The organism is Pseudoalteromonas sp. US3C1013 (assembly GCF_048401115.1).
In the GTDB taxonomy this organism is placed as follows: domain Bacteria; phylum Pseudomonadota; class Gammaproteobacteria; order Enterobacterales; family Alteromonadaceae; genus Pseudoalteromonas; species Pseudoalteromonas undina.
In genome coordinates this window covers 508318-521632 of the sequence record NZ_CP183076.1, presented here as the reverse complement: position 1 = coordinate 521632, position 13315 = coordinate 508318, and the positions used below count along the sequence as shown (strand labels likewise).

Below are 13315 nucleotides of genomic sequence, written 5' to 3'. Positions count from 1 at the left end.
AAATCACTCACCCTAAACGATAAAACTAAATTACTTTCCTATTATTTCTATATTGCCTTGGCTAACATTTACTAAGCCATAGCTGTGCATCCGTGAACGAGAGCCCTCTCCAAATGCCTTTGGCGGATAATACAACTCCTTCTGCTCTGGGCAATCATTTAATACATCATCTAGCGCCGCACGTATTTCGCTTAAGGTTTTTTCTAAACTGTTATTAAAGTTTGGCCGTTTTCTAATAGTATGCCCGAGTTCAACTAACCGATAAAAGTACTTATTTGCAAGTTCTAGCAACTCCTCGGGCACATTTTTATTATGGTTAAGTTTAACCTCTGGATTATTAGTACAAAATTCAACAAGTGCTAAATAAAAACATAGTGGCTTATTTGCTAAGGCTACTTGTTGCTCAGGATAATAACTATTGGATAATGTTTTACTTTTTAAATCAATCACGAGTGTTAATGACTTTGATTCTGGGGCAATTGAGTCTTGCTCAGTACCTAGTTTTTTATTTTTTTGATAAGTAATACTCTGCTTCATCATGAACATAAGTAATAAACTAATACCAAAAAGTAGTATATAAATAGTCACTACATCAGGCGAAAAATATGCTTGCTTTAAAGATAAAACAATAAACACCACGCTATTATTACTATTTAGTTTTCGAATAAACTCATCGGCTTTCAAGGATAAGTTAAACTCGTGCTTTGGCACTATCGAAATCACCTGTATACCCGTACCTTGAATCTGAGCATTTACTGTTTGAATATAATGCTGTAAAGCCGCTTTATTACCCGAGTGCTTAAGCAGCTCATTTGATAAATCGAGCAAAGGTAAGTCTAAAGCGATTTGTTTTTCTATTTGGGTTATTTGTAACTTGTTTACCTGTTGCTGTTTATGTGTTGTTGAAATATAAAACACGACAGAAAAAACGATGAATAATATAAAAACACCTAATGACGATACAAGCTTTCTCATTACGACTCCCCTATAAAGGTAACGGGGTAATTATTACATTGCCAATATGGCTCAACATCTTGATAGTATCGAAACGATTGTTCTTTAGACATACTTAGTAAGTGAGACTGCACAGCACATAGTAAATCGGTATTGTTATGCTGCATTTTTAAGTACCAACGGGTACCTGCAACATTACTGCTTATAGGGGTAATATAATTTTTTGAGAAGCGCTTACTATCATTTTCTCTCCAAAAGGAGGCAATAAGATCAACTTGCCCGTTCGCCAATAATTCCCTCAATTCATTATGTGAGCTGGCATAGGTTATTTTTAGCTGAGCAATATTAAGCCCTAATTGCTTAAATGTTTGTTTTGGTAAAATATGCCCAGAGCGGCTAGTTGGATAATCTAGTAGGCCTATTCTTTTGTCTAAAAAATACTGTTTAGTGATCAGTGGCTTTTCTTTTGAAGATATAAAGAACGCGGTGTAATCTGAAAAGCCCACCACGGGTTGATAATTGTAAGTAGTCTCAGCTCTAAACGCTTCCATAATATTATTTTTAGCTAAAATTAAATCCGCAATACCTTTTCCTACAAACTCTAAGCTATCCACTGTTCTGTAGCCCCAATAACCAATCACAGACCCATATTGCTTTGCCACGACTTTATCGTCACACAGGTTTTGAGTGAGCAATTGAGCAACATACTTTGAGGGGGTAAATACTATAAGCTGATTTTGATTAGCTGTTGTCGTTGTTTGACATGTCGTTGATGTTTTTATCATCACAGGAAAGACTATTTCTTTTTCACCCACAACTAAGTGACCTGCAAACCAACTAAACAACAGTGCTATAAACATAAATGTAACAATTGCCGTTTTATGCAACATTAACTTTTTAATATTCAAAAAACACCGATTTAAAATAGAGTAATAACTCATTTGAACAATTTTATTTACTTATTACAATAGGTAATTTTACCCATCAAACTCAAGATATTGATTTTAAAGAGCATTAAATAGGAAAGTATGAATTTTATTGAGTCCTTTCTATCATGATGAAAAATGAGGACAATTGACCTTATAAGCTTTTACAAATTAGATATCACACTTACTAGGATGCCTCGATGCAGATAAATGTAAAATATTCGCTTTCATTAACACTATTAATTAGTGCAATATTTGCAAGCACAGACTGTAATGCTTGGGGGCAAAATGGCCACCGCGTCGTTGGGAAAATTGCAGAGTCGCACATAAGCGAAAACACTAAAGCTGCACTTATTCCTTATCTTAATGGTGAATCTTTAGCACAGGTTTCAACATGGCCAGATGAAATGCGCTCTGCACCAGGTGATTTTTGGCAAAAAAAATCATCACGCTGGCACTATATTAACGCAGATGACGATGCAAAATTCAGCTTTAACCACGAACACACTGAACATAAAGAATCAGTAAAAAACATATTAGAAGGCATTCACTATTCAATTAAAGTATTGAAGGATGACAAAGCAAGCCTTGCAGCCAAGCAGTTTAGTTTACGTTTTTTAGTGCACTTAGTCGGCGACAGCCATCAACCATTTCATGCAGGTAGGGCTGAAGATAGAGGCGGTAATCGCATTAAGGTTTCTTTCTTCAACCAACAAACCAATCTTCATAGCTTGTGGGATACTAAGCTAGTAGAAAATGAAAATTTATCTTTTACTGAATATGCTCAATTTATAAATACCAACAACAGCGAACTAATTAGCGAGTATTTACACAGTACGCCAACAAGTTGGCTTGAAGAGTCACATAACCTTGCTTTACAAATATACAAATCAACAGATGAGAATATTAGCTACGACTATATTTTCACTAACACCCCTATTGTGAAAACCCGCTTGCAACAAGCTGGTATTCGCTTAGCTGGATTGTTAAATACATTATTTGATCCTACTAACAAGAAATCAAAAATGGCTTTAACACAGCAAATCAAAAAATAAATTCAGTTTCTAACTTAAATCATCTAAATGGGAAATCAACATTATGACTAAGCTTCGCCTTTCGAAATTAACTGGAGCAGTAATTCTTGCTCTAGGAGTTTCAACAAGCGCTATGGCTGCTGACACCTCGTCTGCAATGCGTGGTAAAATAACCACACCTTCAGGTGCGAGCGCTGCAAACGTTAAAATTAAGGTCGTTCATCAGCCTACCGGCACAATCAGTGAGCTAACCACCAATGAAAGTGGTACTTTTATAGCCAATGGTTTACGTGTTGGTGGACCATATACAGTGATCATCGACTCTGATACGTTTAACGATACCACCGTTGAAAACATCTTTTTAAACCTTGGCGAAACTTACCGATTAACGTCGCAATTAGCACCACTCAATATTGAAAAAATTGAAGTGTCTGGTTATAAAATTGTCCAACAATCGGGTGGTTCTAGCAGCACGTTTGGTGAAGATACCATCAACAACATGCCTAGCTTTAATCGTGACATTAAAGACATCGCACGTTTAAACCCACTTGCTAGTATTAATGGTAGCGGCGAGCTAACCTTTGCCGGTAGCAACCCACGTACAAATGGTTTAACTGTAGATGGTATTGGCCAAAATGACGACTTTGGTTTAAGTTACGGCGGCTACCCTACTTCGCAGCCCCCTGTAGCCCTTGATGCGATTGAGCAGATCTCTGTTGATGTTTCTCCATTTTCAGCCTCTAAAGGCAACTTTGGTGGTGGTACTATTAACGCGGTAACTAAGTCAGGTACTAACGAACTTAAGTTTTCTGGTTTTTACGAAACATCAACACCAGATATTGCTGGCGATGTAGACAGCATATCTCAAGTGTTTGCTGATAACCGCCCTGTTTTAGATGACGATGGTCACCGCACATACATTGTTGAACAAGTAGAACCTAACCAAACTGAAAAACGCTACGGTTTTAATGTTGGCGGCCCACTTATAGACGATACCTTATTTTACTTTGTTAACTACAATAAATGGTCAAGCGAACTAGATTTAGATTATGGTTTTGAAGGTTCAGGCGCAACCAACGAATACGATGTGAGTGAAGAAAGCTATAACCGTTTCCTTAATATTCTAAATAACGAATACGGCTTAACAGACTCTCTTGGAGGCGACCCTAAAGACACCAACGAAACATTACTTGTAAAATTAAGCTGGAACATTGCTGATGATCATCGCTTAGATTTTACCTATCAGTGGCAAGATGACAAAGATGAAACAAACTTTGGTACTGGTGGCACATCAGTTCAGTTTGCATCAAGTCGTTATACCTACGCAACCAAGTTTAATAACTTTGCTACCAAGCTATATTCAGATTGGAACGAAGACTTTTCAACTGAAATCGGTATTGCATACAAAGATGTATCATCGAGAAGTTTAACAAATTCTGATATTGGTAGCGTTAAAGTTGAAGAATACTTCCGCGGACCTTCTTATAACTTTGGTACCGATGAGTTTCGCCATGCAAATAGCTCAGCAACAGAAAATTTAACACTTTCTCTTGATGCCACTTATTTAATGGACGAGCATGAAATTAACTTTGGTATGCAATATGAGTCGTTAAACTTATACAACCTTTTTGCAGCTAACTCACTCGGTTCATGGGAATTTGATAACTTTAATGGTTTCGAAAATCGTGAAGTAGGTAACTACAAAGGAAAGTACGATTTTAGCTACAGCAATGCCTTTACAAATAACCCTAATGACACCGCTTACGACGCAACCCGTAATCAATTAGCACTTTACATTGAAGATACTTTTTATGTTGGTGATGATTTAGAAGTAACAGCAGGTGTTCGTTATGAGCGTTTATCTTCTGATGATAAACCAACACTCAACGAAAACTTTTTAAACACCTATGGCTTTAGCAATCAAGAAAACCTCGATGGGTTAGATATTATTCTACCGCGTATTGGCTTTAAGTATTACGCTACAGAAGCATTAACAGTTAACGGTGGTGTAGGTCGTTTCCAAGGTGGTATCCCTAACGTTTGGTACAATAACTCATTCCAAAACGATGGCATTACTTTTGTAGATGCACCACAGAGCGTTATTGACGATTACTATGCTAATAATCAAGCTGATATCACTCAAGTACCAGATGCCATAAAAGGCTCTTTAGTTCAAGGTGCAGGTAGCACAAACTATGTTGACCCAAATTTTGAACTACCGTCAAGCATCCGTGCACAACTTGGTTTTGAGTACGACTTTGATTCTGAGTTATTAGGTGAAGGCTTTAAATGGCAAGCAGAAATTGCTTATCACAAAAAAGAAAACGAAGCTGTGTGGCATAACACCGCCATTAAACCTGTGGGTGTAGCGGCCGACGGCGAGCGTATCATCTATGAAAGCATTTACAGCGGTGATTTAGCTGATAACTTTGATATAGCAATGACTAATTCAGCAGAAGACGGTCGCTCTGTTATTATTACAACAGCATTAGCTAAAGAGTGGGAAAATGGCCTTTATATTTCAGCAAGCTATGCACATCAAGATGTAACAGAAGCGTCTTCAGGTTCTTCGTCACGTGCACAAAGCAACTATCAGTACAATATAACAAAGAGCCGAAATGAAGACTTTGCTGCCCGTGGTGCATATGAAGTAGAGCATAGCTTTAAAGTTAATTTAGCGTATAACACTGAGTTCTTCAGTGGCTATGCCACAAGATTTAATGTGTATTTTGAACGTCGCTCTGGTCGTCCATTTAGCTATACTATGGGTATGTATCAAGATAGTGACTTAGGTGATACGCGTGACTTTTATTCAAGCTCAGCTTATTTAGCGTATATTCCAACTGGTGCAGATGATGCAAACGTAAACTGGGATGAATCAGGGCTATCATGGAGTGAACTTGAGACACTACTTAATAGAGCGGGTATTTCTGAGCGAGGTCAAATCTTAGACCGTAACTCAGGCACGCAACCATGGGTTACCACTATGGATATTAGCGTTAAACAAGAGATCCCAGGTTTTGCAAAAGGTCATAGCGGTGAGGTTTACTTTATGATTGATAACTTTGCCAACTTATTAAACAGTGACTGGGGCGTAGAAAAGCGCTTAGGTTTCTCTGACCAAGCAGTTTACGACTTTGGCGGCTTAGACGATCAAGGTCGTTATATAATTGATAGCAGATTTAATGGCGCTGATGTTCGTAACTATAGCCAATATCAAACTAGCTCATCAGCTTGGCAAGCTAAAATCGGTGTTAGCTATAAGTTTTAACCTATAACTTGCACATCAAAAGCTCATAAAATTAAAAAAGCCATTACATGCATGTAATGGCTTTTTTTATGGAAAAAATAACTTTTCATCTGTTTGTCATAAAAACTACTTACTATCTGCACGGTAAAATATTGAAACATAGATAAAATGCTAAATTTCAAAAATAAAGTGTTTTATAATAAAAAAATTACAGTTGTATTTTATTTGTAACAAACAAATAAGGTACACTATGTAAGTATTTTGGATTAAGTGTATTTTGCGGTCGCTTAGTCCAAAATTAAAATAAAAAAGCTATTAAAAGTTTATTTAACTACACGGGAAAATAAAATGAAAATTCAACTTCGCAAAACAGCTCTATCACTTGCTATAGCAGCATGTGTTGGTGTGAGTGGTGCTGCAATTGCAAACGAAACAACTTCTGCAATTAAAGGGCAGATTATGGGCCCTAACGGTAACCCTGCTGCCGGCACTAAAGTAACAATTTTACATGTGCCTTCTGGCTCTGTTAAAACAACGCAAGTAAATGACGCTGGTTACTTTACTGCTAAAGGTCTTCGTGTTGGCGGCCCTTACAAAGTAATCGTAGACTCAGACATCTACGCTGACCAAGAGTTCAATAATATTATTTTGAACATTGGTAGCGACTACCCTGTTAATACTTCACTTGAAAATATCTCAGATATTGAGCAAATTGTTGTTACAGGTCGCCCTATCAGCACTATGTCTGGTGGTACGGGTCCTGCTTCAACATTTACGTTAAGCGATCTTGAAAATCAACCAGCTATTAACCGTGATTTAAAAGATATTATTCGTATTGACCCTCGTGTTGCTATCGATGATAGCCGTGGTTCAATCAACTGTGGTGGTGGTAACCCACGCTTTAACAGCTTAACCCTTGATGGCGTTCGCATGAACGATAACTTTGGCTTAAGCTCAAACGGTTACCCTACAATTCGCGCTCCATTCTCTTTTGATTCAATCGAGCAAGTAGCAGTAGAATTAGCACCATTTGATGTTCAATATGGTGGTTTTACATCATGTAACATCAATGCAGTTACCAAATCTGGCGGCAACGACATTCACGGTGGTGTATTCTACGATTACACTAACGATTCAATGAAAGGCGATAAGATTGAAGGTAATGACGTTGATAACGGTGACTTCAGTGAAAAGCGTTATGGTTTCAACGTTGGCTTACCACTAATCAATGATACGCTTTTCTTATTCACCTCTTACGAAAAACTTGAAGGTGTTAAACAGTTTAACTATTCATCTTTAGTGTCTTCTGCAGAAATTGATGAAATTAGACAGATTACACGTGATGTTTACGGTTACGAAGCCGGTGCTACACCAGCAAGCTCACCAGTAGAAGATGAAAAAATCTTAGTAAAATTAGATTGGAACATCAACGATGATCACCGTGCTAACCTAATTTATAACTACAATGATGGCTTTACTTTATCGCAATCTGATGCTGATGGTGATGAGCTTGCATTTGACAGCCACTTTTATGAGCAAGGTGCTGAGTTTACTTCAATTGTTGCATCACTTTACTCTGATTGGAATGATGATTTCTCAACTGAAGTTCGCTTAGGTAAATCAGAGCTTGACGCTCGTGTTCAATCTTTAGACGCGGCAAGCAGCTTTGGTGAGTTCCAAATCAATACTAAAGCTGCCACTGTTTACGTAGGTCCTGATGACTCTCGTCAATCAAATGATTTAAACTACGACACCACAACAGCTAAGTTCTCAGGTACTTACTACCTTGATCAACACACGATTACTGCTGGTTTTGAGTATGAAAAGTTAGAAGTATTTAACCAATTCGTACAGCATACTGAGGGTGAGTGGCGTTTTGCATCTATCGATGATTACAAGGAAGGTATAGCAAGTGCTGTGTATTACAATAATGCAGCAGGCACAAATGATCCAACAGATGCAGCTGCTAACTTCGCTTACTCACAAAATACATTCTATGTACAAGATGAATACAGCTTTTCAGATATCGATGCATCATTAACATTTGGTCTTCGTTATGATAGTTATTCAAGCGATGACAAACCAGCATTAAACCAAAACTATACTGATCGCTACGGTTTTAGTAACCAGTCAACGTTTGACGGTATTGATTTAATTCAACCACGTGTAGGTTTTGAGTGGTATGCAACCGATGCACTAGAAGTGCGTGCAGGTGTTGGCTTGTTCTCAGGCGGTAACCCAAATGTATGGTTGTCTAACTCATATTCAAATGATGGCATCACAAATATCGGAGCTAGAATTGGCGATATCAGTAACTCTTACGTAGTAGGTACTGGTGACGATGCTAAAACATTTGTAGATTTATTTGATACACCGAATGTAAACGGTGGTACGCCAGGTTATGACGTTCCACAAGATATGTTTGATAAAGTAGCGAATACTGAAATTGGTTCAGGTGATGCTACAACAAATGCAGTAGATCCTAACTTTGAAATTCCATCAGAATGGAAATATTCGATTGGTGCAACCTACACTACTGAAAACGATTATGTAATTGCTCTAGATTACCTTTACACTGATAAGCGCGATGCAGCTACATTACGAGATATCGCACTTCGCCCTACTGGTGAAGTAAGTTTTGACGGTCGTCCATTGTATGAATCAATTGAAGGTCGTGATGGCGAGCTATTATTGACTAATGTTAACGGTGATAGCGGTTCATCATCAATTATTTCAGCAGCAGTAAGCAAAGCATTCGATAACGGCGTAAGTATGCAGTTCTCTTACGCTTACACTGATGCTGATGATGTAAACCCAATGACTAGTTCTGTAGCCAGCTCAAACTACGGTAACCTAGCAACATCAAACCCGGGTAACCCTGGCGTAGCATCTTCTGATTACGAAATCCCACATCGCTTTACATTAAACCTAGGTTATAAGCACGAGTTCTTTGATGGTTATAACACTCGCTTCAACCTATTTGGTGAAGCATACAAAGGTTTACCTTATAGCTTCACATTTAACGGAAGCGATAGTGCATTTGGTGACGCAAACTCTAATCGCTCGCGTCAATTGCTATATGTACCGCTTGAGAACGATCCTAATGTGATCTACGACATGAGTGCTGATGAAATCAACGAGTTTAACGACTTTATCGCATCTGAAGGTCTTAAGCGTGGTGAAATCGCAGGTCGTAACCAACAGAACTCTGATTGGTTCGTTAAATTTAACTTTAAAATTACTCAAGAGTTACCAGGCTTTATGGACGGCCATAAAGGTGAAGCATTCTTCGTAATCGATAACTTAACTAATATGTTAAACGATGACTGGGGTGTATTAAGAAAAGGCTCATTCGTAGGTAATAGAATGCTTAAAGTTAAAACGAATGATCAAGGTCAATACGTTTACTCAGACTTCAGTGCACGTAGTGCTGAGCAATCTGTTCAACGCGATGCCTCTTTATGGGAAATGCGTGTAGGTGTTCGTTACACGTTCTAATTTGATTAATTAAATTAGTCTATTTAAAAGCCCACTTTGTGGGCTTTTTTATGCCTGTAATTTATTTTTTAATTTTTCAAAAATAGCGATTAACTGGCTTTGTTCATCATCCGACAAGCAGCTTAATAATGCACGCTCCCACTGCAATGCCTGTGGCGTTATTTTTTCATACAAAGCCATGCCCTTATCAGTTAACATTAAAAATGCAGCGCGCTTATCATACTTATTTAACTCGCTATAAATAAGCCCTTCATCAATTAGCGTTTTTACTGCCCTTGATACTGTCGACTTATCCATATCTGCTTGAATGCATAATTGCTTAGCTGTGCTTTGGCCTGATTGCGCTAAATTAGCCATTATTCGCCACTGAGGAATAGTTAAATCAAACTCTTTTTTATAAATACTCGAAAAATCATTACTTACCTGTGTTGCTAAGTGTGTTAATTGATAGGGTAAAAATGTCGTTAAATCTATTTTCATATTGAATCACTTATTTATTTACACACGACTTTTATCTGTTCACTTTTATTTACAACGGTCATAATCAGTGTATTTGATATTAGTCTCACTTGAGAGTATCTTAGCGTAAATAACAAAAATATAACACTCCCCCATTTTTACAGGAGTCAGTAATGGCGACACAATTAAACTACATGACCGGCTTTGGCAATGAATTTGAAACCGAAGCGCTGCCTGGTGCATTACCAATTGGGCAATTTAGTCCGCAAAAAGTAAAATATGATTTATACGCAGAGCAATTCAGTACCACTGCATTTACCGCTCCTCGCGCCGATAACCGCCGCACTTGGATGTATCGTATTCGCCCATCGGTTGTGCAAGGCGATTATACAGCCATAGACAATGGCTTAATTAGAACCGCTCCCATTACCGAAGTACCGACTCCACCAACCATGCTGCGTTGGGATCCCATTGATATACCAGCAGAACCCACTGACTTTATCGATGGCTTAATCACTATGGCTGCCAATGGCAGCGCGAATGGGCAAGCCGGTATTGGTATACATGTGTATGTCGCCAATAAATCCATGGACAAGCGCTTTTTTTATAATGCCGATGGCGAAATGTTATTTGTACCGCAACAAGGTGAACTACTACTTAAAACAGAACTTGGGCATTTAACTATTAAAGCCGGCGAAATTGCCGTTATTCCGCGTGGTATTAAATTTCAAGTAATGTTACTAACCGACACTGCCCGTGGCTATATTTGTGAAAACTACGGCCATGCCTATGTCCTTGCTGAGCGCGGCCCTGTGGGTGCCAACGGTTATGCGAATGATCGTGACTTTCACTATCCAGTAGCGGCTTTTGAAGATATTGAGGGTGATTTTGAACTGATTGCTAAATTTAATGGCAATATGTTTCGTTGTGATATTGGTCATTCTCCTCTGGATGTTGTTGCTTGGACAGGCAATAGTGCGCCTTATAAATACGACTTAGCTCGCTTTAATGTCATGAATACCGTTAGCTTTGATCACCCTGATCCTTCAATTTTTACCGTACTCACTTCACCATCGGGTACTGAAGGCGTTGCAAATATCGATTTTGCTATTTTCCCACCGCGTTGGATGGTGGCTGAAAACACTTTCCGCCCGCCTTACTATCACCGTAATATTATGAGTGAGTTTATGGGCTTAATAGAAGGGGTATATGATGCAAAAGAGCATGGCTTTGTGCCAGGTGGCATGAGCTTACATAACTGTATGTCGCCGCATGGTCCTGAAGCAGACGTATTTGAAAAAGCGTCAAACGCCGATTTAGAGCCACAACGCTACGATAATACGTTGGCGTTTATGTTTGAGTCACGTTATGTAATATCGCCGACTAAATACGCATTAGAAGGTAAAGAGCGCCAAGCTAATTACACTGATTGCTGGCGCACAATCAAAAAACACTTTAATGGCAATCAAGGATAATCAGATTATGAAGCTTTATACTTATTTTCGCTCATCTGCAGCGTATCGTGTGCGAATCGCATTAAATCTAAAAAATATTGATCATCAATTGGTACCTGTTAACTTATTAAAATCAGAGCAGCAAAGCGAAGATTATTTACAGAAAAACCCTCAAGGGCTGTTACCGGCTTTAGAAACAGAAGACGGCGTATTAGGTCAATCTCTAGCAATTTTAGAGTACCTTGAAGAGCAATACCCTGAAACACCATTACTGCAAGGTAATGCTTGGCAAAAAGCACACATTCGCAATTTAAGTTATGCAATTGCCTGTGATATCCATCCTATTGATAATTTGCGAGTGCTTAAATATTTAAGTAGTGAACTTAATGTTGATGATGAAGCAAAAAATAAGTGGTACCGACACTGGGTTGAAGTTGGTTTTGAAAAAATAGAACAAATGCTCGATAGCAAAAATACATTTTGCGCAGGCGACTCGCCAAGCTTAGCTGATGTATGTTTAGTGCCACAGGTATTTAATGCCATTCGCTTTAAAGTAGATATGGCTGCCTACCCTAAAATAGCAGCCGTTTGTCAGCGTTGTAATGAATTGGCCGCCTTTATTGATGCAGCCCCAGAAAATCAACCCGACGCAAACTAACTTTTTAACGCACTGTGTATTACAGTGACGTGCTCAATTAAGTCTAAGCCCAGATCAGTTAAATAACCGCCATCTGGGCTATCAATAACGCCTTTATCAAACAAACGTTGTGCTGCACTCAGTAAAGCGGGTTCAGCATCTGAATGGAGTTTAATCCCCTGCATTTTGCTTTCGCGTGGGAATTTGGCAAGTAGTGTAAATTCGTCAATCATCGTTTGATTAAATAGCATATGTGTTCACCTTTTTATTGTTCTGTGTTTTACTAAAGTTGTCTTACTTACCCTAGCATGTTTTTTTGCTAAGTGTAGTTATTTTAAACACCTTGAGGTTATTCATGCGTTATTATTTTACTTTTATTATTGCTGTTTTATGCTTGTTTTTTTCAGCTTTAAGCTACGCTAACACAACAAAAACGCTTCCTATTGTTGATGCTACCCAGCTTATAAACACTAACACTGAGTGCTGGTATGATAATAAACGCTATAGCGAAGGTGCCATACTGCAAGTTCATTCTGTTACGCTTATTTGTGCTGCTAAATACCCCCAACATAACAACAGTCAGTTAATTTGGCTAAAACTCGATAAACAAGGTAACCTTATTTATCCTAAGAAGCCCTCTACTATTACTGTAAATTAATCAAGATTAACAATCTGGGATTTGCCAGCCATCTCCAAACTATTAAGATGCGGTGGGATACGTTACAATACATGCAGTTTAAAAAAGCAGTGTGACTATGAATAATCAACCAAAAAACCCGCTTCATGGGGTAACTTTAGAGCAAATTCTTGTTGAACTAGAACAACGTTTAGGCTTCAAAGCAATGGGCGAGCAAGTAAATATCAAATGTTTTACAGATTCGCCAAGTATAAAATCAAGCTTAAAATTTTTACGTAAAACGCCTTGGGCAAGAGATAAAGTAGAAGCGCTTTATATCCATACCATTAATAACAAGCCGTTACGTAAGCCTAGAAATAAACCGACTAAGCAGTCAGAATTCTCACAACCTGATACATCAGGTTTTGTATGGCCTTCTATTAAAAAATAAAAGGCTCATAAAATAACAATGGCGTAATACATACGC

General features: G+C 38.3%; 11 protein-coding genes. 7 read left to right on the top strand and 4 right to left on the bottom strand.

The genetic code is table 11. The features are described from left to right. Nucleotides 1-30 precede the first annotated feature (30 nt). Nucleotides 31-975 carry a hypothetical protein gene (locus ACNSN2_RS17670; protein ID WP_418609464.1) on the bottom strand — a complete coding sequence of 315 codons (945 nt, stop codon included), beginning with the start codon at nt 973-975 and terminating at the stop codon, nt 31-33. Continuing rightward, nucleotides 975-1844, bottom strand: a complete 870-nt coding sequence (locus tag ACNSN2_RS17665) for a hypothetical protein (protein ID WP_041709394.1) — start codon at nt 1842-1844, stop codon at nt 975-977. Before ACNSN2_RS17665 ends, ACNSN2_RS17670 begins: the two co-directional genes overlap by 1 nt. 236 nt (nt 1845-2080) lie before the next feature. On the opposite strand from ACNSN2_RS17665, the gene ACNSN2_RS17660 reads away from it, so the two are divergent. The 3 genes from ACNSN2_RS17660 (at nt 2081) to ACNSN2_RS17650 (ending at nt 9662) form a co-directional block, all read left to right on the top strand. Beyond that, entirely contained in the window at nt 2081-2935 is an 855-nt protein-coding gene (locus ACNSN2_RS17660; RefSeq protein ID WP_418609466.1) for a S1/P1 nuclease, read from the top strand. Between the two features lie 43 nt (nt 2936-2978). After that, complete coding sequence (locus tag ACNSN2_RS17655; RefSeq protein WP_418609468.1) at nt 2979-6185, top strand: TonB-dependent receptor; 3207 nt, start codon at nt 2979-2981, stop codon at nt 6183-6185. A gap of 327 nt (nt 6186-6512) precedes the next feature. Beyond that, nucleotides 6513-9662, top strand: coding sequence for a TonB-dependent receptor (locus ACNSN2_RS17650; RefSeq protein ID WP_010389045.1), 3150 nt, complete (start codon nt 6513-6515; stop codon nt 9660-9662). Nucleotides 9663-9710: 48 nt separating this feature from the next. Here the strand turns inward: ACNSN2_RS17650 and ACNSN2_RS17645 are convergent, their stop codons facing one another. Further along, nucleotides 9711-10142: a MarR family winged helix-turn-helix transcriptional regulator gene (locus ACNSN2_RS17645; protein ID WP_418609470.1), complete on the bottom strand. Its 432-nt coding sequence runs from the start codon at nt 10140-10142 to the stop codon at nt 9711-9713. Nucleotides 10143-10294: 152 nt separating this feature from the next. Between ACNSN2_RS17645 and hmgA the strand changes: the two genes are divergently transcribed. Further along, entirely contained in the window at nt 10295-11596 is a 1302-nt protein-coding gene (hmgA, locus tag ACNSN2_RS17640) for a homogentisate 1,2-dioxygenase (protein ID WP_138570211.1), read from the top strand. 7 nt (nt 11597-11603) lie between these two features. Beyond that, the gene (gene maiA / locus ACNSN2_RS17635; RefSeq protein ID WP_418609472.1) at nt 11604-12233 is read left to right on the top strand and encodes a maleylacetoacetate isomerase; all 630 of its coding nucleotides are present in this window, start codon (nt 11604-11606) and stop codon (nt 12231-12233) included. Here maiA and ACNSN2_RS17630 read toward each other — a convergent pair. After that, nucleotides 12230-12463 (bottom strand): TIGR02647 family protein, encoded by a 234-nt coding sequence (locus ACNSN2_RS17630; RefSeq protein WP_008464346.1) that lies wholly within the window; start codon nt 12461-12463, stop codon nt 12230-12232. The two genes, maiA and ACNSN2_RS17630, sit on opposite strands and share 4 nt — an antisense overlap. Nucleotides 12464-12567: 104 nt before the next feature. On the opposite strand from ACNSN2_RS17630, the gene ACNSN2_RS17625 reads away from it, so the two are divergent. Together ACNSN2_RS17625 and ACNSN2_RS17620 are read left to right on the top strand one after the other, a co-directional pair. Then, complete coding sequence (locus ACNSN2_RS17625; protein WP_418609474.1) at nt 12568-12870, top strand: DUF1496 domain-containing protein; 303 nt, start codon at nt 12568-12570, stop codon at nt 12868-12870. A gap of 97 nt (nt 12871-12967) precedes the next feature. Further along, nucleotides 12968-13279 carry a VF530 family DNA-binding protein gene (locus tag ACNSN2_RS17620; RefSeq protein WP_418609476.1) on the top strand — a complete coding sequence of 104 codons (312 nt, stop codon included), beginning with the start codon at nt 12968-12970 and terminating at the stop codon, nt 13277-13279. The last annotated feature ends 36 nt before the right edge of the window (nt 13280-13315 follow it).